The sequence below is a fragment of the Enterobacter sp. genome, assembly GCF_977039595.1.
Map to the genome: position 1 here is coordinate 151789 of NZ_CDRQYH010000001.1, position 22638 is coordinate 174426.

The following is a 22638-nucleotide window of genomic DNA, read 5'->3' on the forward strand; positions in this document are numbered from 1 at the left end:
GGAGCGCAAGATGGTGATGGAGCCGTACAATCCGCCGCAGGATCCCTGGCTGGTCATTCTGTATCAGGATGAACACATTATGGTGGTCAACAAGCCCAGCGGGCTGTCGTCCGTGCCGGGGCGTCTGGACGAGCACAAAGACAGCGTGATGACGCGCATTCAGCGTGATTATCCTCAGGCGGAGTCTGTCCATCGCCTGGACATGGCGACCAGCGGCGTGATTGTGGTGGCGCTGAACAAAGCGGCGGAACGCGAGCTGAAGCGCCAGTTCCGCGAGCGCGAGCCGAAGAAGCAGTATGTCGCCCGCATCTGGGGTCACCCGGCGCAGGCCGAAGGGCTGGTGGATTTACCGCTGATCTGCGACTGGCCGAACCGGCCAAAGCAGAAGGTGTGTTATGAAACCGGCAAGGCCGCGCAGACCGAGTATGAAGTGCTTGAGTACGCGCCGGATAATACCGCGCGCGTCCTGCTAAAGCCGATTACCGGACGCTCGCATCAGCTGCGCGTGCATATGCTTGCGCTGGGTCATCCGATTCTGGGCGACAGGTTTTACGCGCCGCCTGAAGCGCTGGCCTTAGCGCCACGTCTGCAGCTGCACGCGCAGACGCTCACCATCACCCATCCGGCCTTCGGTAACGCAATGACGTTTAAAGCCCCGGTGGACTTCTAAAAAAAAGCCCGACATCGTCGGGCTTTTTTTATTTGAAACCTTTCTTCTCTTTAATCAGTTCGTACGCTTTCTGAATTTCCTGCGCTTTTTGCTTCGCCATCTCCATCATTTCTGGCGGTAAGCCTTTCGCGACCAGTTTATCCGGATGATGTTCGCTCATGAGCTTACGATAGGCACGTTTAATTGTGGTCTGATCGTCAGAGGGCTTAACGCCAAGCACATTGCAGGCATCTTCCAGCGTCGGACCACGCTGCGCCTGCTGCCAGGCACCGCCGGACGACTGCTGGTGATAGCCACCGCCAAACTGTGCCCCGCCCTGCATCATGCGCAGGAACTGGTCGAACTGCATACGGGAGATGCCCAGCTCTTCCGCAATGACGTACAGCACGTCACGTTCATTAGGGTGTAGTGAACCGTCCGCGAAGGCCGCCTGGATTTGAATTTCCAGAAACATCCGAATTAAATCAAAACGTCCAAAACAGATGCTGCGGAACTGACGCATTTTTTCGCGAAGCGGATAGTTATCGGATTTCCCGATGCGAAACGCATTTTGCGCTTCCAGACGGGAGTCGCCGTGCAGGTTCATGCGATCCATAAAAACGCTGGCAATCTGAATATCGGCTTCTGTGACACGCCCTTTGGATTTGGTTAAGTGCCCCATGACCTCAAAGGTGGTGGAGAAAAAGAGTGACTGACGCTCGCGCTGATTGGCAAACCAGGCCATTTTGCGGCTGCGCGCCTTATCAAACATATGGCCAATAATAAGCCCCAGCACAATTCCCCAGAACCCGGCACCCATGATGATGGCGAACGCAACGCCGATTATTTTACCCCAATACTGCATATACTCCCCGGATAGTCATATTCCTTGCCGACGCAACGTCATCATCACTGTGTTCAAGTCACGGTCAATTGAAGGACATCGCCTATAATTTGCTTTATCATACTCGTCATTCGATAGCGAGCCTAACACTCTGGCACGCAAACGGGCAGGATTAACGCTGGTACTGCGCAGATGAGTAAGATAGTCTCTGAGCGTTTATAAGCCGTAGCCACTGATGACGGAACAATAAAATACAACGTATGAAAAAACGTATCCCCACCCTCCTGGCCACAATGATTGGCTCCGCCCTGTACAGTCAACAGGGTCTGGCGGCCGATCTCGCCTCGCAGTGTATGCTTGGCGTCCCAAGTTATAATCGCCCACTGGTGAGTGGCGATACAAATAGCTTGCCGGTAACCATTACTGCCGACAGTTCAAAAGGGACTTACCCTGACAATGCCACGTTTACGGGCAATGTCGATATTAACCAGGGCAATAGCCGTCTGCAGGCAGATGAAGTGCAGCTGCACCAGAAACAACCGGAAGGTGCGACCGAGCCGGTACGAACGGTGGATGCGCTGGGTAATGTGCACTATGACGACAATCAGGTCATCCTGAAAGGTCCGAAAGCCTGGTCAAACCTGAATACGAAAGATACCAACGTCTGGAAAGGTGATTACCAGATGGTGGGTCGCCAGGGGCGCGGTGACGCAGACCTGATGAAACAGCGCGGTGAAAACCGCTATACGATCCTGGAAAACGGTACGTTCACGTCATGTCTGCCGGGTTCAAATACCTGGAGCGTGGTCGGGAGCGAGGTTATCCATGACCGCGAAGAACAGGTCGCAGAGATCTGGAACGCCCGCTTCAAGCTGGGTCCGGTGCCCATATTCTATAGCCCTTATCTGCAGCTTCCCGTGGGTGACAAACGTCGCTCCGGTTTCCTGATCCCGAATGCCAAATACAGCACCACGAACTACTTTGAGTTCTACCTGCCGTATTACTGGAACATCGCGCCAAACATGGATGCGACGATCACGCCGCACTATATCCACAAGCGCGGCAACATCATGTGGGAGAATGAGTTCCGCTATCTGACCCAGGCTGGTGCGGGTCTGATGGAGCTGGATTATCTGCCGTCGGATAAAGTTTTCCAGGACGAGCATCCAACCGAAGGCGATAAGCACCGCTGGATGTATTTCTGGCAGCATTCCGGGGTGATGGACAAGGTCTGGCGTTTCAACGTCAACTACACCAAAGTCAGTGACCCGAACTACTTCAATGATTTCTCATCCAAATACGGTTCGAGTACCGATGGTTATGCCACACAGATTTTCAGCGTTGGCTACGCGGTTCAGAACTTCGATGCGACGGTAACCAACAAACAGTTCCAGGTATTCTCCAGCCAGACGGCAAGTACCTATGGCGCCGAACCTCAGCTGGACGTTAACTGGTACCAGAATGACGTAGGTCCGTTCGACACTCGTATTTATGGTCAGGCCGTGCATTTTGTGAACACCAATTCCAATATGCCGGAAGCCACCCGTGTTCACCTGGAGCCCGTAATCAACTTGCCATGGTCGAATGACTGGGCAAGCCTGAATACGGAAGCCAAGCTGATGGCGACCCATTATCAGCAAAAAAATATTGATGATTACAATACCAGCAACAACGCCCATCTTGAGGAATCCGTAAACCGTACGCTTCCGCAGTTCAAAATGGACGGTAAGCTGATCTTCGAACGCAATATGGCACTTCTGGCGGATGGCTATACCCAGACGCTGGAGCCACGTATGCAGTACCTGTACGTGCCTTATCGCGACCAGAGCAACATCAATAACTACGACTCCTCTTTACTGCAATCTGACTATAGCGGCCTGTTCCGCGATCGTACCTACGGCGGCCTTGACCGCATCGCCTCAGCGAACCAGTTAACGACCGGGGTCACATCGCGCGTTTATGATGACGCTGCCGTTGAACGTTTTAACGTTTCTGTTGGTCAAATCTACTATTTCACCGAGTCTCGCACGGGCGATGACAATATCAAGTGGGAGAAAGATAACAAGACAGGTTCGCTGATTTGGGCTGGTGACACCTACTGGCGTATGACCGATCGTTGGGGTCTGCGCGGCGGCGTTCAATATGACACTCGTCTCGACAATATCGCCAACAGTACGGCGGCGATTGAGTATCGCCGGGATGAAGATCGTATGGTGCAGTTGACCTATCGTTATGCCAGCCCGGAATATATTCAGGCGACGCTACCGAACTATGGTACTGCCGAGCAGTATAAAGACGGTATTTCGCAGGTGGGTGGCGCAGCGAGTTGGCCAATCGCCGACCGCTGGTCAATCGTAGGCGCTTACTACTTCGATACTAACGCCAATAAAGCTGCTGACCAGATGGTTGGTCTGCAATATAACTCCTGCTGTTACGCGCTGCGTCTCGGCTACGAACGTAAGCTTAACGGCTGGAACAGTGAAAACAATCAGAGCAAATACGATAACGTGATTGGCTTTAACTTCGAGTTACGCGGCCTGAGTTCCAACTACGGCCTGGGTACGCAGAAAATGCTGCGCTCGAATATTCTGCCGTACAGTAGCGCCTTGTAATGTGCTTGATTTGCAACGTAATCCGCTTTGCGGTTAATTGAAATGGAAAAAGTATGAAGAACTGGAAAACGCTGCTGCTCGGTGTCGCTATGGTTGCGAATACCAGCTTCGCCGCCCCCCAGGTTGTTGATAAAGTCGCTGCTGTGGTTAACAACGGCGTCGTGCTTGAAAGTGACGTTGACGGTCTGATGAAATCGGTGAAGCTCAATTCGGGTGAAGCCGGTCAACAGCTTCCGGATGACGCCACGCTGCGCCACCAGATCCTGGAGCGTCTGATCATGGATCAGATCGTTCTGCAGATGGGGCAGAAAATGGGTGTGAAGATCACTGACGAGCAGCTCGATCAGGCGATCGCTAACATCGCGAAGCAGAACAATATGTCTTTAGACCAGATGCGCAGCCGTCTGGCCTATGACGGCATCAGCTACGCCACCTACCGTAATCAGATCCGTAAAGAGATGCTGATTTCGGAAGTGCGTAACAACGAAGTGCGTCGCCGCGTGACTATCCTGCCTCAGGAAGTGGACGCGCTGGCAAAACAGGTGGGTAACCAGAACGATGCGAGCACAGAGCTGAACCTGAGCCACATCCTGATCCCACTGCCAGAGAACCCAACTTCCGATCAGGCTGCGGAAGCTGAAAGCCAGGCGCGTTCTATTGTCGAACAGGCGCGTAACGGCGGAGACTTTGGCAAGCTGGCTATCACCTACTCCGCTGACCAACAGGCGCTGAAAGGCGGCCAGATGGGCTGGGGACGTATTCAGGAGCTGCCATCCATCTTTGCTCAGGCGCTGAGCACGGCGAAGAAGGGGGATATCGTGGGTCCAATCCGTTCAGGCGTGGGCTTCCACATTCTGAAGGTGAACGATCTGCGTGGTCAGAGCCAAAATATCTCCGTCACCGAAGTTCACGCTCGCCACATTCTTCTGAAACCGTCACCGATCATGACTGACGATCAGGCGCGTGCGAAGCTGGAACAGATTGCAGCAGACATTAAGAGCGGTAAAACCTCTTTTGCGAAGGCAGCAAAAGAGTTCTCTCAGGATCCAGGCTCTGCTAACCAGGGCGGCGATCTGGGCTGGGCGGCTGCGGATATTTACGATCCTGCCTTCCGCGATGCGTTGATGAAGCTGAACAAAGGCCAGATCAGCGCGCCGGTCCACTCTTCGTTTGGCTGGCATCTGATCGAGCTGATGGACACCCGTAACGTTGATAAAACGGATGCGGCACAAAAAGACAGAGCCTACCGTATGCTGTTTAACCGTAAGTTCTCTGAAGAAGCAGCCACCTGGATGCAGGAACAACGCGCCAGCGCATACGTGAAAATTCTGAGCAACTAATGAAACAGCATCGTGTTGTTATCACGCCCGGCGAACCCGCCGGGATTGGGCCTGACCTCGTTGTCCAGCTCGCCCAGCGCAGCTGGCCTGTAGAACTGGTTGTCTGCGCCGATGCAACACTGTTACAAGACCGGGCAACGCTGCTCGGTCTGCCTTTAACGCTTATCCCTTACGTTGAAGGCCAACAGCCTGCACCGCAGCAAGCCGGTACCCTCACCCTTCTTTCTGTTCCCCTTCGTACGCCGGTCATTCCTGGCCAGCTCAGCACGGAAAACGGCCACTATGTCGTGGAAACCCTGGCGCGCGCCTGCGACGGTTGCCTGAAGGGCGAATTTGCCGCCCTGATTACCGGTCCCGTCCATAAAGGCGTCATCAACGAAGCGGGTATACCGTTTACCGGGCATACGGAGTTCTTCGAAGAGCGCTCACGTAGCCCGAAAGTGGTGATGATGCTGGCGACGGAGGAAATGCGCGTTGCGCTGGTGACCACCCATCTGCCGATCAAAGCCATTCCTGATGCGATCACCCCTGAACTCCTGCGCGAGATCATCGGGATTTTGCACCACGATCTGCAGACAAAGTTTGGGATACCGCAGCCGCATGTGCTGGTCTGTGGCCTGAATCCGCACGCCGGCGAAGGCGGGCACATGGGCACCGAAGAGATCGACACCATTATTCCGGTGCTCAACGAAATGCGGGCGAAGGGGATGAACCTCAGCGGGCCGCTCCCTGCAGATACTCTTTTCCAGCCGAAATACCTGGATAATGCCGACGCCGTGCTCGCGATGTACCACGATCAGGGCCTGCCCGTGCTAAAATACCAGGGCTTTGGCCGCGGGGTGAATATCACCCTCGGTTTACCCTTTATTCGAACGTCCGTTGACCACGGTACTGCGCTGGATCTGGCAGGCCAGGGGAAAGCGGATGTCGGCAGTTTTATTACGGCGCTTAATCTCGCCATCAAAATGATTGTTAATACTCAATGACTAATCGAGTCCATCAGGGCCACTTAGCCCGTAAACGTTTCGGGCAAAACTTCCTTAACGATCAGTTCGTGATCGAAAGCATTGTCTCGGCTATTAATCCGCAAAAAGGTCAGGCGATGGTCGAAATCGGCCCGGGTCTTGCCGCGCTGACCGAGCCGGTAGGCGAACGCCTTGACGAGCTGACCGTCATCGAACTGGACCGCGATCTGGCCGCTCGCCTGCAAACGCACCCGTTCCTCGGGCCGAAGCTGACCATCTATCAGCAGGACGCCATGACCATGAACTTTGGCGAACTGTCGGAAAAAATGGGCCAGCCGCTGCGCGTCTTCGGCAACCTGCCGTACAACATCTCCACGCCGCTCATGTTCCACCTCTTTAGCTATACTGATGCCATTGCCGACATGCACTTCATGTTGCAAAAAGAGGTTGTTAACCGTCTGGTTGCAGGCCCGAACAGTAAAGCGTATGGTCGTTTAAGCGTGATGGCACAATATTACTGCAACGTGATCCCGGTACTCGAAGTACCGCCGTCAGCGTTCACACCACCACCGAAAGTGGATTCAGCGGTTGTGCGCCTTGTACCGCACAAAACGAAACCGTATCCGGTTAAAGATCTGCGTGTACTGAGCCGCATTACCACTGAAGCCTTTAACCAGCGTCGTAAAACGATCCGTAACAGCCTCAGCAATTCCTTTACCGTTGAGGTGTTAGCCGAACTGGGAATCGACCCGGCAATGCGTGCGGAGAACATTTCCGTAGAGCAATACTGCAAGCTGGCTAATTACATCAGCGATAATGCGCCGCCGAAGGAGAGTTAAGCCATGATTGATTCGCCCCGCGTATGTGTCCATGTACAAAGCGTCTATGTTGAATCACAGTCATCGCCGGACGAAGAACGTTTTGTCTTTGCTTACACCGTGACCATTCGCAATCTGGGGCGGACGCCCGTGCAGCTGCGCGGACGCTACTGGCTTATCACCAACGGCAATGGCCGCGAAATCGAAGTTCAGGGTGAAGGTGTGGTCGGTGAACAGCCCCACATCGCCCCTGGCGAAGAGTACCAGTACACCAGCGGCGCGGTGATTGAAACGCCGATGGGTACGATGCAGGGCCATTATGAAATGGTCGATGTCGATGGCAATGATTTCCGCGTTGCCATTCCCGTGTTCCGTCTCGCCGTAACCACACTTATTCATTAATCTAATGTCTACATATCTGATTGGCGACGTTCACGGTTGCTACGATGAACTGATCGCATTATTAAAACAGGTCGACTTTACGCCAGGACAGGACACGCTCTGGCTGACGGGCGATTTAGTCGCGCGTGGCCCCGGCTCCCTTGAAGTATTACGTTTCGTCAAATCGCTGGGCGACAGCGTCCGCATGGTGCTGGGCAATCACGATCTGCATCTGCTGGCGGTGTTCGCCGGGATCAGCCGCAACAAACCTAAAGATCGCCTCACTCCGCTGCTGGATGCGCCGGACGCGGACGATCTGATTAACTGGCTTCGCCGTCAGCCGCTGCTGCAGGTCGACGAGGAGAAAAAGCTGGTCATGGCGCATGCCGGGATCACCCCGCAATGGGATCTTGAGACGGCGAAAACCTGCGCGCGCGACGTTGAGGCGGTGCTGGCAAGCGACTCGTATCCTTTCTTCCTCGATGCCATGTACGGCGATATGCCGAACCACTGGAGCGAGGATCTCAGCGGTCTGGCCCGTCTACGCTTTATCACCAACGCCTTTACCCGCATGCGCTTCTGCTTCCCGAACGGACAGCTGGACATGTATTCCAAAGAGACGCCGGAAAGTGCGCCCGCTCCGCTGAAACCGTGGTTTGCCATTCCGGGGCCGGTGACAAGCGAGTACAGCGTGGTATTTGGTCACTGGGCGGCACTGGAAGGAAAAGGAACGCCGGAAGGGATTTACGGTCTGGATACCGGATGCTGCTGGGGCGGAGAGTTAACCTGCTTGCGCTGGGAAGATAAAGCTTACTTTGTGCAGCCGTCCAACCGACAGCTGGACTTAGGAGAAGGCGAGGCCGTCGCCTCCTGATACGCTATTCCCTCTCCCGGCCGGGAGAGGGAAAATCACTTAACGACGTTCCAGAATCTCGAAGCAGTAGCTATGGGAGTTCTGTGCATCCGCGTCGTGGAATTCACTGAATACCGATTCCCACTCGTCCGGATCGTAGTCCGGGAAATGAGTATCCCCTTCCACTTCTGCATCAATGTGGGTCAAATACAGCTTCTGCGCTTTTGGCAGGAACTGCTCGTACACGCGCCCACCGCCGATCACCATGATCTCTTCGGCATTGCCGCATGCAGCAATCGCCTCGTCGACTGATTTTACCCATTCGACGCGATCGTCAGTGCCCGGCTGGCTGCTGATAACGATATTCTTACGGCCCGGCAATGGACGACCAATCGACTCCCAGGTCAGGCGGCCCATCACTACCGGCTTGTTTAACGTAGTACGTTTAAACCATGCGAGATCGGCAGGCAGGTTCCACGGCATGGCATTTTCCATACCGATAACGCGGTCCACCGCCAGCGCTGCAATCAGACTGATCATTGAAAATTTCCCGGATGCAAAAAATTGCCGCCACTATACGGAAAGCTTAATCTTTCGTCGACTGGCGGCAGAGTAAAGATAAAGAAATTTTTTAATATTGCTGGCAACTCCACTTCACGCGGAAGGTTTACTCTCCGGTTCGTCAGACGGATCGCCGGTATGCTTGCCCTCTTCCGTGCCCTGCCAGCCGTGACGCTGGATCAGCGACAGGTGATTACGGTCCTCGTTAATGATTTCCGTCAGCATGGCGCTGGTGCGTTTAAACACCGCCGCACGCTCGGTGGCCGTACTCCCGGCCATCGCCGCCATCTCTTCGACCATCTCGGTGTTAAAGCGGCGGAACAGGTCCGCCCGCTCGCGCGCTTCATACGCGCCGAGCCCCAGATTTTCCAGCGCCATACGGCCAGATTTCAGCGCGCCTTCAAAGGTTTCACGCTCAGGGGCTTCTACGCCCGCTTGCCTGAGACGGATATAATGATCCACATCGCGGGCACGGGAAATAATGGTCAGATCCGGGAAATGTTCTTTTGCCATTTCCACCATCTGCATGCTGGTCTCCGGATCGTCAATCGCGTTAATCAATACCTCCGCTTTGGCCGCACCGGCGGATTCCAATAGATCGACGCGGGTCGCATCGCCGTAAAATACCTTCATATCAAATTTACGCAGAGTATCGACATGGTCGGGGTCGTGATCGAGGATAACCATCTTCACCCCGCTGGACAGCAGCAGACGGCCAACGATCTGCCCGTAGCGGCCAAATCCGGCAATGATGACGCGCGGCTGTTCTTCGTCAATTTCATCGGCTTCGCGCTCCTGCTCGCTACCCGATTTTTCCAGACGCGTCAGCACCACCAGCAGAACGGGCGTTGCGGCCATCGACAGCGCGACTGCCAGCGTCAGCGCTTTCGCCCACTCGGGATCGAGCACGTTTGCCATCTGCGCGGCGCCAAAGACCACGAACGCAAATTCACTCCCCTGCCCCAGCAGCACTGCAAACCAGCTGCGCTGCTTATTTGGAACCTTCAGCGGACGCGCAATCAGCCACAGCATTACCATTTTAATGATCAGGAAGCCGACGAGCAGGATGACGATCCGCAGCGGGTGAGCCACAAGCGTGCCAAAGTCGACGGACATCCCCACGCCGATGAAAAACAGCCCCAGCAGTAACCCTTTGAACGGCTCGATATCGCTTTCCAGCGCGTGGCGGTATTCCGAGCTCGCAAGCAGGACGCCTGCGAGGAACGCCCCCATCGCCATCGACAGCCCGGCTTCTTCCAGCAGCAGACCAAAGCCAAACACCAGGAACAGCGCCACGGCACTGAACACTTCGCGCAGGCCTGAACGGGCAACAAACCGCAGCAGCGGGCGGGTCACGTAACGGCCAAGCAGCACCACCAGCGCCAGCGCGCCCGCCACCTTCAGTGCCGACAGCGCGAAAGCGCCCAGCGTGGTAGAGGAACCGCTGGCTGCCAGCAGCGGGATCATCGCCACCAGCGGAATAGCGGCAATATCCTGGAACAACAGCACCGAGAACGCGCTACGTCCCATCTGGGATACCGTCAGATTTCGCTCGTTCATCGCCTGCATGGCAATAGCCGTTGAGGAGAGCGCCAGCGTCATGCCGATGAGCTCTGCCACTTTCCAGTCCATGCCCAGCAGGATGCAGAACCCACCCAGCAGCAGGCCGCAGGCCACCATCTGCAGTGCCCCTCCGCCAAATACCGAGGCGCGAAGCTTCCACAACCTCTGGGGATCAAGCTCCAGGCCAATCACAAACAGCATCAGCACAACGCCGATTTCAGCAAAATGGAGAATCGCCTCTGCATCCGTGACCAGTCGAAAGCCCCACGGCCCAATGACGCAGCCCGCAATCAGATAGCCGAGAACAGAGCCCAGCCCCAGGCGTACCGCCACGGGCACAATCAGCGCCGCCGCGCCGAGGTAAATCAGCGCCTGTATCAGCGTATGGCTATCCATGGTGCGTCTCCTGCCACTCAAGTAAGCGTTGTTTATAATGGCGAGCCTGCGCCTGCAGCGTTTCATCGTCGCAAACAAACGTGCAATGCATCGCAAAAGGCGGGAGCCAGTTCAGACCGCAATAGAGCGCTGTCGCCTGCAGCGGCTGCGCCAGGACGTCAAAACCCGGGAAGGAACCGATATCAAAATGGCTTTCCCCACCGCCGGTGGTGACCGCCCACATCAGGCTTTTCCCTTTTAGCGCATGGCCGTTGTGTCCATACGCCCAGCCGTGGGAGAAGACTTTATCAATCCACAGTTTCAGCAGCGGAGGCGTGCTGTACCACTGCATGGGGTGCTGCCAGATAATCAGATCGGAACGAGAAAGCGCCTCCTGTTCGGCGGCGATATCGATATTAAAATCGGGATAGAGTTGATAGAGGGAACGTATCTCAACGTTATCAAGCGTCCTTACCTGCTCAAGCATCCGCTTATTCGCATGCGAGTGCTGCGGATAAGGATGGGCATAAATTATCAGAATCATTGATTAGCCTGTTGTTACTGCTTTCTTTTAACAAAAGAGTGTAGTCAGTAATTCAACAGGCTAATAGTGAATATTATTGACGGGCTTACGTCAGAATTCTGAATTAGTTATCCAGCTCGCCCATGGATTTCACCTGGTCACGGTTAATCTGCTCGGTTTGACCGGTTTCGGCGTTTTTGTACGACACCAGACCGGTATCGTCATCCACCTGCGGTTTGCCGTCGGTGACAATGGTTTTGCCATCGGTGGTTTTTACGGCCTGATTAGACGAACAGCCCGCAACGGTAAACATTGCCGTAGCAGCCAGAACGGAAGCGATCAGTAATTTATTTTGCATGGTGTTTTCCCCTGCTCTCAGTTGAATTTCGTTATCGACCTAACCATTTTAGGCTAACTGACTGAAACCGGATGAAAAACCAGAAGGTTCTGAAGATGGGGAGAATGCCCGGCAACCGAACGGCACCGGGCATTTTTACTTACTTGCTAATCTGCGCGTGCATTTCCTGCACTGAAATCACCTTCTCGGTAGCATCCGCGTTCAGCGCCATAGCCGTTGCGAAACCGCCGTTCAGGGTTGTGTCGTAGTGCACCTTGTACTGCAGCGCGCTGCGGCGAATCAGCTTGGAGTCTTCAATCGCCTGGCGGCCTGCGGTGGTGTTGATGATGTAGGTGTATTCGCCATTCTTGATACGGTCCTGAATGTGCGGACGGCCTTCATGCACCTTGTTCACCAGACGCGGATTGATGCCGGCTTCACCCAGCACAATCGCCGTACCGTGGGTTGCGTCCAGCTCAAAGCCCTGTTTCAGCAGCTTGGCGGCCAGGTCAACCACGCGCTCTTTGTCGCCTTCGCGAACGGAGAGCAGCGCACGGCCTGATTTTCTCATGGTAGAGCTACTGCCCAGCTGCGCCTTCGCGAACGCTTCGGCAAAGGTGCGGCCCACGCCCATCACTTCCCCGGTAGAGCGCATTTCTGGCCCTAACAGCGGGTCAACGCCCGGGAATTTGTTGAACGGCAGCACCACTTCTTTCACCGAGTAGTACGGTGGAATGATCTCCTTGGTCACACCCTGCTGCGCCAGCGTCTGGCCCGCCATCACGCGCGCTGCCACTTTCGCCAGCGGTACGCCGGTGGCTTTGGAGACGAACGGTACGGTACGTGCCGCACGCGGGTTGACTTCGATCAGGTAGACTTCGTTGTCTTTCACCGCGAACTGGACGTTCATCAGGCCGCGAACCTGCAGCTCGAAGGCCAGCTTCTGTACCTGCTGGCGCATCACGTCCTGAATCTCCTGGCTCAGGGTGTACGCTGGCAGAGAACAGGCGGAGTCGCCGGAGTGCACGCCCGCCTGCTCGATATGCTCCATGATGCCGCCAATCAGCACCATTTCGCCGTCGCAGATGGCGTCAACGTCTACTTCCACCGCGTCGTCGAGGAAGCGGTCGAGCAGCACTGGCGCATCGTTGGAAACGCTCACTGCGGTCTGGAAGTAGCGACGCAGGTCGGCTTCGTCATAAACGATTTCCATCGCACGGCCGCCCAGCACGTAGGAAGGACGCACCACCAGCGGGTAGCCAATCTCTTTCGCCTTCTCAACGGCCTGTTCGATAGCGGTCACGGTGGCGTTCGCCGGCTGTTTCAGCTTCAGACGGTCAACCGCCTGCTGGAAACGCTCGCGGTCTTCCGCGCGGTCAATCGCATCCGGGCTGGTGCCGATAACCGGTACGCCCGCCGCTTCCAGCGCGCGCGCCAGCTTCAGCGGGGTCTGGCCACCGTACTGCACGATAACGCCTTTTGGCTTCTCGATGCGCACGATTTCCAGCACGTCTTCCAGGGTAACCGGCTCGAAGTAGAGGCGGTCAGAGGTGTCGTAGTCGGTAGAAACCGTTTCAGGGTTACAGTTGACCATGATGGTCTCGTAACCGTCTTCGCGCAGCGCCAGCGAGGCGTGTACACAGCAGTAGTCGAACTCGATGCCCTGGCCGATACGGTTTGGACCGCCGCCCAGCACCATAATCTTGTCGCGGTCGACTGACGGGTTCGCTTCGCACTCGTCTTCATAGGTGGAGTACATGTACGCGGTGTCGGTCGAGAATTCAGCCGCACAGGTGTCCACGCGCTTGTAGACCGGGTGCAGGTTGTACTGGTCGCGCAGCTTGCGGATTTCTGCTTCACGCACGCCCGCCAGCTTAGCCAGACGCGCGTCGGCGAAGCCTTTACGCTTCAGCACGCGCAGGAAGTCAGCGTCCAGACCGGTAATGCCCAGCTCGGCAACCTGTTCTTCCAGACGGACCAGCTCTTCAATCTGCACCAGGAACCAGCGGTCGATGTTGGTCAGGTTGAACACGCCGTCCACGGACAGGCCCGCACGGAAGGCATCGGCGATGTACCAGATACGCTCTGCGCCCGCGTCTTTCAGCTCGCGGCGAATTTTAGTCAGCGCTTCCGGGTCGTCCAGACTCACTTTCGGGTCAAAGCCGGTCGCGCCCACTTCCAGGCCGCGCAGCGCTTTCTGCAGGGATTCCTGCTGGGTGCGGCCAATCGCCATCACTTCACCGACAGATTTCATCTGGGTGGTCAGACGGTCGTTCGCGCCCGCGAATTTCTCGAAGTTGAAGCGAGGAATTTTGGTCACAACGTAGTCGATGGACGGCTCGAAGGACGCAGGCGTGCGGCCACCGGTGATGTCGTTCATCAGCTCGTCGAGGGTGTAACCCACCGCCAGCTTCGCCGCCACTTTCGCAATCGGGAAGCCGGTCGCTTTAGACGCCAGCGCGGAGGAACGGGACACGCGCGGGTTCATTTCGATAACAATCAGGCGGCCTGTTTTCGGGTTAACCGAGAACTGCACGTTAGAACCGCCGGTTTCCACGCCGATTTCACGCAGTACCGCCATCGAGGCGTTACGCATGATTTGATACTCTTTGTCGGTCAGGGTCTGGGCTGGCGCAACGGTGATGGAGTCACCGGTGTGGATACCCATCGCATCGAAGTTTTCGATGGAGCAGACGATGATGCAGTTGTCGTTTTTATCACGCACCACTTCCATCTCGTACTCTTTCCAGCCAATCAGCGACTCGTCAATCAGCAGCTCTTTGGTTGGGGAGAGATCAAGACCGCGCTCACAAATCTCTTCGAACTCTTCACGGTTGTAGGCGATACCGCCGCCGGTGCCGCCCATGGTGAACGATGGACGGATGATGCACGGATAACCCACTTCAGCGGCAACGGCCAGCGCTTCTTCCATATTGTGTGCGATACCGGAACGCGCGGTGTCGAGGCCGATTTTCTTCATTGCCACGTCGAAGCGGCGACGGTCTTCTGCTTTATCAATGGCGTCGGCGGTCGCGCCGATCATGGTCACGCCGAACTCTTCCAGCACGCCCTGACGCTCCAGCTCCAGCGCACAGTTCAGCGCCGTCTGGCCGCCCATGGTTGGCAGCACCGCGTCCGGACGCTCTTTCTCGATGATTTTACGCACCACTTCCCAGTGAATCGGCTCGATGTAGGTTGCATCTGCCATTTCCGGGTCGGTCATGATGGTTGCCGGGTTGGAGTTCACCAGGATAACGCGGTAACCCTCTTCGCGCAGGGCTTTACACGCCTGCGCGCCGGAGTAGTCGAATTCGCAGGCCTGGCCGATCACGATCGGGCCAGCGCCAAGGATCAGGATGCTTTTTATGTCTGTACGTTTTGGCATTGTCTTCTCGGCTCCTGATTATTTAGCTGTCTTACGGTATTGCTCGATAAGTTCGATGAAGTGATCGAACAGCGGCGCGGCGTCGTGTGGACCCGGGCTGGCTTCAGGGTGGCCCTGGAAGCTGAATGCTGGCTTATCGGTACGGTGGATACCCTGCAGGGTGCCATCGAACAGCGACTTATGGGTCACGCGCAGGTTAGCCGGCATTGAGGCTTCATCGACGGCAAAGCCGTGGTTCTGCGCGGTGATCATCACCGTGTTGTTATCGATGTCTTTCACCGGGTGGTTACCACCGTGGTGGCCGAACTTCATCTTAACGGTGTTCGCACCGCTAGCCAGCGCCAGCAGCTGATGGCCGAGGCAGATGCCGAATACCGGGATGTCGGTTTCCAGGAAGGACTTGATGGCGGCGATGGCGTAATCACACGGCGCCGGGTCGCCAGGACCGTTGGACAGGAAAATACCGTCCGGATTCATCTTCAGCACGTCTTCGGCAGACGTTTGTGCAGGAACCACCGTCAGGCGGCAGCCGCGGTCAACCAGCATGCGCAGGATGTTGCGCTTGGCGCCGAAATCGTAGGCCACCACGTGGAACGGCAGCTCGCTCTCTTTTTTCGCTTCCGGCAGGTCGCCTTCCAGCGTCCAGCTACCCTGAGTCCAGCTGTAGGCTTCAGCAGTAGTCACTTCTTTCGCCAGGTCCATGCCGTTCAGGCCAGGGAAGGCTTTCGCTTTTTCAAGCGCCAGCGTCGCATCGAGGTTATCACCCGCGATGATACAGCCGTTCTGTGCACCCTTCTCGCGCAGCAGACGCGTTAGCTTACGGGTATCGATATCGGCAATCGCCACGATGTTATGGCGCTTCAGGTAAGAAGAAAGATCTTCGGTATTGCGGAAGTTGCTGGCAATCAGCGGCAGGTCGCGGATGACCAGGCCTTGCGCATGTACCTGAGAGGATTCTTCGTCAGCCGCATTGGTGCCGACATTGCCGATATGAGGATAAGTAAGAGTAACGATTTGGCGAGAATAGGAAGGATCAGTGAGGATTTCTTGATAACCGGTCATTGAAGTATTGAAAACGACTTCCCCAACCGCCGAACCCGTTGCCCCTATGGCCCGACCGATAAACTGGGTTCCGTCTTCCAGAACCAATAGCGCTGACTTAATCAAAACACCCTCCAGAGAATATTCACTCACTTTATTTGCATATTAATTCATAACCGTGTCATGAATCAATGCAAATGTGTTGCCAGCGGATTTTTGGCAAACGGCGGCATTCTGGAGATTTGGTGGGTAAAAGTCAACTTAAAACGGATATTTTGTTTAGTGTTTTGCAGCCCTGGCGAGAGTAATGCGGCTTAAGCGACAAAAAGATCAGGTAAATCACTGCTGAAAACGCTTGCGCGCCTGGTTTAATAAAAAATGTCGTGTTAGAGCATGAAAAAGTGGACCGGATGGTCAAAATTTACATTTCAGCAACGTTAAAACGCTACAAGATAAAGAAATTTAGATGCTTAATTAAAAATAACACATGAAACAGATAAAATAAAAGGGCAATAAAATATTGCCCTATGCAATCAAACAATTACGACTGCAATAACCACATCACGATGGGTAATAATGCTTACAAATTGTTGAGATCGAGCACATCTCGCATATCAAAAAGACCGCTTTTCTTGCTTTTAAGCCACAAAGCGGAACGTACGGCGCCGTTGGCGAACGTCATTCGGCTTGAAGCTTTATGCGTAATTTCGACACGTTCGCCAATATCGGCGAACATCGCCGTATGTTCGCCGACGATGTCACCCGCTCGCACGGTTGCGAAACCAATGGTGCCAGGCACGCGTTCGCCGGTGTAACCTTCGCGGGTATAGACCGCGCAGTCTTTTAAATCTTTATCAAGTGCATGAGCAATCGCTTCGCCCATCGCCAGCGCCGTGCCAGATGGCGCATCAACCTTGTAACGGTGGTGAGCTTCTACAATCTCGATATCGGTATAATTGCCCATCACCTTCGCGGCCTTCTCCAGCAGCTTCAGCATGACGTTAACGCCCACGCTGAAGTTTGCCGCGAAGACAATTGCAATCTCTTTTGATGCATCCTGGATAGCCTGCTTGCCCGCATCGTCAAAACCGGTGGTGCCGATCACCATCCCCTTGCCGTGCTGACGACAAAACGCCAGATGCGTGAGCGTCCCTTCCGGGCGGGTAAAATCGATGAATACATCGAAGTCCTCTTTTACCGCTTCCAGACTGCTTTGCACGGTAACGCCCGTGTGGCCAGCGCCCGCCAGCTCACCGGCATCGGTCCCCAGAAGCGAAGAACCTTCACGCTCCAGTGCCGCGCCAAGCGCTACGCCATCCATCTGAAGTGCCGCCTGAATAAGCTGACGGCCCATACGTCCACCCGCGCCCGCAATGGCGACACGGATCTGTGCATCATGCATAGTTATTCTCTTACGTTAAAATGATGTAAACCGTTTTCAGATTAACCAGCCTTGAGAAGCACTGCCAACTGAAAACACCGATAATTAGAATTTAACGTGAAACCGACTTAAATATCAGTAAAAGACATGATTTTGTCGTCACGATAAAGTAACGGGTAAAAAAAAGGCCAGCACAGGAGGTGCTGGCCTTTCATCAGAAAAAGGACTATTCAACTTCGCGGGCGTCGATGCGCAGTTCTTTCGGGACTTCGAAAACGATGTTCTCTTCACGCCCCTCCAGCGGCACCGCTTCGCCACCGCCCAGCTCCTGCAGACGGGAAATGACGTTCTGAACCAGAATATCTGGCGCAGATGCCCCGGCCGTCACGCCGACACAGGCCGCGTCTTTAACCCACGCTTCCTGAATATCCGACGCGTCATCAATCAGGAAAGCCATTTTCCCCATGCGCTGCGCCAGTTCGGCCAGACGGTTGGAGTTAGATGAGTTTTTGGAGCCGACCACGAGCACCACATCCGCCTTTTCAGCCAGCGCGCGCACCGCTTCCTGACGGTTAGTGGTTGCGTAGCAGATATCATCCTTACGCGGGCCGACGATTTTCGGGAAGCGCTGACGCAGGGCGTCAATCACGTCTGAGGTATCGTCTACGGAGAGCGTCGTCTGGGTCATAAACGACAGACGCGCTTCGTTTTTCACGTTCAGCGTAAGGACATCTTCAGGCGACTCAACCAGATACATCCCCCCTTCCGGGTTGCTGTACTGGCCCATGGTGCCTTCGACTTCCGGATGACCGGCATGGCCAATCAAAATCGACTCTTCACCACGACGGCTGGCGCGCGCCACTTCCATATGCACTTTTGTCACCAGCGGACAGGTAGCATCGAATACGGTCAGATCGCGGCTTTTTGCTTCGTTACGGACCGCCTGCGAGACACCGTGCGCGGAGAAGATCAGAATCGCACCGTCCGGTACTTCGCTGATCTGCTCAATAAAAATTGCGCCGCGCTCGCGCAGGCTGTCGACCACATAGCGGTTATGCACCACTTCGTGACGCACATAAATCGGCGCGCCGTAAATCTCCAGCGCGTTTTCAACAATGCTGATAGCGCGGTCTACACCGGCGCAGAAGCCGCGCGGGTTAGCCAACAGGATCTGCATTTCAGGCCTCCAGTGCAGGATCGATTTCCAGCACTTCAACATCAAAATGAACGGTACGCCCGGCAAGCGGATGGTTGAAGTCAACGGTAATGGAGTCGCCGTTGATTTCGCGGATCACGCCAGGCATTTCGCTGCCGTCCATAGCGGTAAAGAGCATAATCGCTCCGATTTCCGGTTCACCCGCATCCATAAACTCGCGGCGCGAGAAATACTGGATCAGGTCCGGACTCGGCACGCCAAACGCGGCATCCGGCTCCAGCGAAAAGGCCTTTTTCTCACCCTCTTTCAGACCGAGAAGCTGCTGCTCAAGACCTTCAGACAGGGAGGTATCGCCAAGACGAAACAGGGCCGGTTTGCCGTTATTGCGGGTGGATTCGGCCGTGGAGCCGTCATCCAGCTTCAGCGTGAAGTGAACGAGAACCGCGCTGTTGCTCTGTACGGATTTAGACATGCAAATTGCTCGCTTGTTTTGCCCGGTGGCATTACACCACCGGGCGAGTGTGTTACGCCTGCTCTTTCGCAGCCGGTTTAGGCAAGAAGCCTTCCAGCACGATTAACGCCGCACCGATACAAATTGCCGTATCGGCCAGGTTAAAGGTCGCGAAATGCCAGTCGCCGACGTAAAAGTCAATCATATCGACCACAAAGCCGTGCCACAGGCGGTCAAACAGGTTGCCCAGCGCGCCGCCAATGATCAGCGCGTAGGCGATGTTATTCAGCTTTTGCGTGGCCTTCGAGCGGTACATCAGCACCGCCAGGATCACGCAGATACCCAGAGCGATACCTGCAAAGAACCAGCGCTGCCAGCCACCGCTGTCGGCAAGGAAACTAAACGCTGCGCCGTAGTTACGCGCGTAGTGCAGGTTAAGCGATGGGAACAGCGGGACCGTCTCCCCCAGAGCAAAATTCTGGAGGATCAGGAATTTGCTGCCCAGATCGATAATCAGCACCACCACAACCAGCCACAGCCAGCGCAGTCCTGTTGAACAGAGAGTTTTACTCATCAGGCAAACTTACGTTTTTCGCCGTCACCGGCGACGTTGCTTACACAGCGTCCGCAGATGTCTGCGTGTTCCGCCACCTGACCGACATCGGTGGTGTAATGCCAGCAACGCGGGCATTTCTCACCGTCGGCTTTGCTCAGCGCGACTTTCAGTCCTTTGAGCAGTTCGCTCTGCTGAGCATCAGCAGAAGCCTCGGCATAATCCGCAACTTTCGCACCGGAGGTCAACAGGACAAATCGTAATTCATCGCCCAGCGCGATCAGCTTCGCCGCCAGCTCCGGTTCGGCGTACAGCGTGACTGCCGCTTCCAGAGAGCCGCCGACTTTCTTGTCTGCGCGCGCCTGCTCGATAACCTTGTTCACTTCGCCACGCACTTTCAGCAGCTCGTCCCAGAAGGCATCGTTCATCGCTTCGGTGCTGGAGAGATCGAACAGACCTTCGTACCACTCACCCGTGAAGACATACTTCTCACGGTCACCCGGCAGATAGCCCCAGATTTCATCCGCGGTGAAGGACATGATCGGCGCCATCCAGCGTACCAGCGCTTCTGCGATGTGGAACAGCGCGGTCTGGCAGCTACGACGCGCCACGCTGTCCGCTTTCGCGGTGTACTGGCGGTCTTTGATGATGTCGAGGTAGAACGAGCCCATCTCGATGGAGCAGAAGCGCATCAGGCGCTGCACCACTTCGTGGAAGTCGTAAGACTCATAGGCTTTCAGGATATCGTCCTGCGCCGCTTTCGCGCAGCCTACCGCCCAGCGGTCCAGCACCACCATCTCTTCCGGTTTCACCATGTCTTTTGCCGGATCGAACCCGTTCAGGTTCGCCAGCAGGAAGCGCGCGGTGTTACGGATACGGCGATAGCTGTCGGCAGCACGCTTCAGGATCTCGTCAGACACCGCCATTTCGCCGGTGTAGTCGGTCGAAGCCACCCACAGACGCAGGATGTCTGCGCCCAGCTTGTTCATCACATCCTGCGGAGAAACGGTGTTACCGATGGACTTGGACATCTTACGGCCCTGTCCATCCACGGTGAAGCCGTGAGTCAGTACCTGACGGTAAGGTGCTTTACCCTTCATGGCGGTGGAGATCATCAGAGATGACATGAACCAGCCGCGGTGTTGGTCCGACCCTTCCAGATACATATCGGCAGCGTGACCGGCGAATTCCGGACGCACGTCAACCACGGAGGAGTGGGTAGACCCGGAGTCGAACCACACGTCCAGGGTATCCGGCACTTTCTCGTAGTTATCTGCATCAGCGCCCAGGATGTCGCGGGCGTCGAGATCCCACCACGCCTGAATGCCGTCAACTTCGACGCGCTTCGCCACTTCTTCCATCAGTTCCAGGGTGTTCGGGTGCAGTTCCTGCGTCTCTTTGTGCACGAACAGAGACATCGGTACACCCCAGGTACGCTGACGGGAGATACACCAGTCAGGACGGTTAGCTACCATGGATTCGATACGCGCCTGGCCCCAGTCAGGGATCCACTGCACGCCTTTGATCTCTTTCAGAGACTGCTCGCGCAGGCCTTTCTGATCCATGCTGACGAACCACTGTGGGGTCGCACGGAAGATGATCGGGGTCTTGTGACGCCAGCAGCACGGATAGCTGTGCTGCATTTTTTCTACGTGCAGCAGCGCGCCGCTGGTACGCAGCATGTCGACGATAATGTCGTTCGCTTTGAAGACGTTGATACCATCCAGCGCCGGGTAGGTGCCAGGCAGATAAGAACCGTCCGGGCCGACCGGGTTAGCGATTTCCAGACCGTACTTCAGGCTGATGTTGTAGTCGTCAGGACCGTGGCCACCGGCGGTATGCACCGCACCGGTACCCGCTTCCAGCGTCACGTGATCGCCCAGGATCGCCGGAACGTCGAAGTCCAGGAACGGGTGCTTGAAGCGCATCAGCTCCAGGGCGTCACCTTTCACGGTGCCCAGCACGGTGTAGTCACTGATATGCGCGCGCTTCAGCACGCTCTCAACCAGATCTTTCGCCAGGATAACCGCCTGACCGTCAATCTGCACCAGTGCGTATTCGAACTCACCGGACAGGGAGATCGCACGGTTGGCAGGCAGAGTCCACGGGGTGGTGGTCCAAATCACCAGAGAGATCGGGCCGTTTACCGAGGAGACGCCAAATTTAGCCTTCACCGCATCCTGATCGACGGCATGGAACGCCACGTCGATAGATGGGGAAGTTTTGTCGTAATACTCCACTTCCGCTTCTGCCAGCGCAGAGCGGCAGTCCACGCACCAGTGCACCGGCTTAGCGCCTTTGTGCAGGTGACCGTTACCGATGATTTTGCCCAGCGCACGGATGATGTTGGCTTCAGTTTTGAAATCCATGGTCAGGTACGGGTGCGACCAGTCGCCCAGCACGCCCAGACGGATGAAGTCAGCGCGCTGACCGTCGACCTGCGTGGCTGCATATTCGCGGCATTTCGCACGGAACTCGGCGGCGGTGAACTTCTCACCCGGCTTGCCGAACTCTTGCTCCACTTTCAGCTCGATTGGCAGACCGTGGCAGTCCCAGCCTGGAACGTAAGGCGAGTCATAGCCCGTGAGCCCTTTGGACTTCACGATAATGTCTTTCAGAATCTTGTTAACCGAGTGACCAATATGAATGCTGCCATTCGCATATGGAGGGCCATCATGCAGAATGAAGGTTTTTTTGCCTTTTTTGGCTGCACGAATGATGCCGTACAGGTCATCATCGGTCCAACGCGCCAGCATTCCCGGTTCGCGCTTGGCGAGATCGCCGCGCATCGGGAACCCTGTTTCCGGCAAATTCAGGGTTGATTTATAGTCACTCATCAGATTCTCGGTT

Annotated in this window: 19 protein-coding genes; 7 read left to right on the top strand and 12 right to left on the bottom strand. The window is 55.7% G+C overall.

The genetic code is table 11. The features are described 5' to 3' along the window. Positions 1 to 10: 10 nt before the first annotated feature. Positions 11 to 670, top strand: coding sequence for a bifunctional tRNA pseudouridine(32) synthase/23S rRNA pseudouridine(746) synthase RluA (gene rluA / locus ACWYRJ_RS00665; RefSeq protein WP_455507247.1), 660 nt, complete (start codon positions 11 to 13; stop codon positions 668 to 670). 28 nt (positions 671 to 698) lie between these two features. Here rluA and djlA read toward each other — a convergent pair whose 3' ends face one another. Then, positions 699 to 1514 carry a co-chaperone DjlA gene (gene djlA / locus ACWYRJ_RS00670; protein ID WP_008502016.1) on the bottom strand — a complete coding sequence of 272 codons (816 nt, stop codon included), beginning with the start codon at positions 1512 to 1514 and terminating at the stop codon, positions 699 to 701. A 239-nt stretch (positions 1515 to 1753) separates the two neighbouring features. On the opposite strand from djlA, the gene lptD reads away from it, so the two are divergent. The 6 genes from lptD to apaH are packed head-to-tail and all read left to right on the top strand — an operon-like array spanning position 1754 to position 8483. Further along, positions 1754 to 4105: an LPS assembly protein LptD gene (lptD, locus tag ACWYRJ_RS00675; protein ID WP_455507248.1), complete on the top strand. Its 2352-nt coding sequence runs from the start codon at positions 1754 to 1756 to the stop codon at positions 4103 to 4105. Positions 4106 to 4158: 53 nt separating this feature from the next. Beyond that, positions 4159 to 5445 (top strand): peptidylprolyl isomerase SurA, encoded by a 1287-nt coding sequence (gene surA, locus ACWYRJ_RS00680; protein ID WP_223581215.1) that lies wholly within the window; start codon positions 4159 to 4161, stop codon positions 5443 to 5445. Continuing rightward, a complete protein-coding gene (pdxA, locus tag ACWYRJ_RS00685; protein WP_032660737.1) occupies positions 5445 to 6431 on the top strand; it encodes a 4-hydroxythreonine-4-phosphate dehydrogenase PdxA in 987 nt (328 codons plus the stop codon). The genes surA and pdxA overlap by 1 nt, the downstream gene beginning before the upstream one ends. Then, positions 6428 to 7249, top strand: a complete 822-nt coding sequence (gene rsmA / locus ACWYRJ_RS00690; protein ID WP_023310362.1) for a 16S rRNA (adenine(1518)-N(6)/adenine(1519)-N(6))-dimethyltransferase RsmA — start codon at positions 6428 to 6430, stop codon at positions 7247 to 7249. Before pdxA ends, rsmA begins: the two co-directional genes overlap by 4 nt. Positions 7250 to 7252: 3 nt before the next feature. Then, positions 7253 to 7630, top strand: a complete 378-nt coding sequence (apaG, locus tag ACWYRJ_RS00695) for a Co2+/Mg2+ efflux protein ApaG (RefSeq protein ID WP_008502021.1) — start codon at positions 7253 to 7255, stop codon at positions 7628 to 7630. Positions 7631 to 7634: 4 nt separating this feature from the next. Beyond that, positions 7635 to 8483: a bis(5'-nucleosyl)-tetraphosphatase (symmetrical) ApaH gene (gene apaH / locus ACWYRJ_RS00700; RefSeq protein WP_115876460.1), complete on the top strand. Its 849-nt coding sequence runs from the start codon at positions 7635 to 7637 to the stop codon at positions 8481 to 8483. A gap of 39 nt (positions 8484 to 8522) precedes the next feature. Here apaH and folA read toward each other — a convergent pair whose 3' ends face one another. From folA to ileS, 11 genes are all read right to left on the bottom strand, one after another. After that, entirely contained in the window at positions 8523 to 9002 is a 480-nt protein-coding gene (gene folA / locus ACWYRJ_RS00705) for a type 3 dihydrofolate reductase (RefSeq protein WP_008502023.1), read from the bottom strand. Between the two features lie 114 nt (positions 9003 to 9116). Then, positions 9117 to 10982, bottom strand: a complete 1866-nt coding sequence (gene kefC / locus ACWYRJ_RS00710; RefSeq protein ID WP_455507249.1) for a glutathione-regulated potassium-efflux system protein KefC — start codon at positions 10980 to 10982, stop codon at positions 9117 to 9119. Then, positions 10975 to 11505, bottom strand: a complete 531-nt coding sequence (gene kefF, locus ACWYRJ_RS00715) for a glutathione-regulated potassium-efflux system oxidoreductase KefF (protein ID WP_455507250.1) — start codon at positions 11503 to 11505, stop codon at positions 10975 to 10977. The genes kefC and kefF overlap by 8 nt, the downstream gene beginning before the upstream one ends. Before the next feature lie 103 nt (positions 11506 to 11608). Then, positions 11609 to 11842 (bottom strand): YgdI/YgdR family lipoprotein, encoded by a 234-nt coding sequence (locus ACWYRJ_RS00720; RefSeq protein ID WP_003856439.1) that lies wholly within the window; start codon positions 11840 to 11842, stop codon positions 11609 to 11611. Positions 11843 to 11981: 139 nt separating this feature from the next. Beyond that, complete coding sequence (gene carB, locus ACWYRJ_RS00725) at positions 11982 to 15206, bottom strand: carbamoyl-phosphate synthase large subunit (protein WP_111964067.1); 3225 nt, start codon at positions 15204 to 15206, stop codon at positions 11982 to 11984. 18 nt (positions 15207 to 15224) lie between these two features. Continuing rightward, positions 15225 to 16373 (bottom strand): glutamine-hydrolyzing carbamoyl-phosphate synthase small subunit, encoded by a 1149-nt coding sequence (gene carA / locus ACWYRJ_RS00730; protein WP_010427050.1) that lies wholly within the window; start codon positions 16371 to 16373, stop codon positions 15225 to 15227. A 454-nt stretch (positions 16374 to 16827) separates the two neighbouring features. After that, the gene (gene dapB / locus ACWYRJ_RS00735) at positions 16828 to 17649 is read right to left on the bottom strand and encodes a 4-hydroxy-tetrahydrodipicolinate reductase (protein ID WP_127729578.1); all 822 of its coding nucleotides are present in this window, start codon (positions 17647 to 17649) and stop codon (positions 16828 to 16830) included. Between the two features lie 205 nt (positions 17650 to 17854). Then, entirely contained in the window at positions 17855 to 18805 is a 951-nt protein-coding gene (gene ispH, locus ACWYRJ_RS00740) for a 4-hydroxy-3-methylbut-2-enyl diphosphate reductase (protein ID WP_111964069.1), read from the bottom strand. Between the two features lies 1 nt (position 18806). Continuing rightward, positions 18807 to 19256: an FKBP-type peptidyl-prolyl cis-trans isomerase gene (fkpB, locus tag ACWYRJ_RS00745; RefSeq protein ID WP_003856450.1), complete on the bottom strand. Its 450-nt coding sequence runs from the start codon at positions 19254 to 19256 to the stop codon at positions 18807 to 18809. Positions 19257 to 19308: 52 nt separating this feature from the next. Next, entirely contained in the window at positions 19309 to 19809 is a 501-nt protein-coding gene (gene lspA, locus ACWYRJ_RS00750) for a signal peptidase II (RefSeq protein WP_033144602.1), read from the bottom strand. Then, positions 19809 to 22625, bottom strand: a complete 2817-nt coding sequence (gene ileS, locus ACWYRJ_RS00755) for an isoleucine--tRNA ligase (protein ID WP_115876466.1) — start codon at positions 22623 to 22625, stop codon at positions 19809 to 19811. The genes lspA and ileS overlap by 1 nt, the downstream gene beginning before the upstream one ends. Positions 22626 to 22638: the final 13 nt, after the last annotated feature.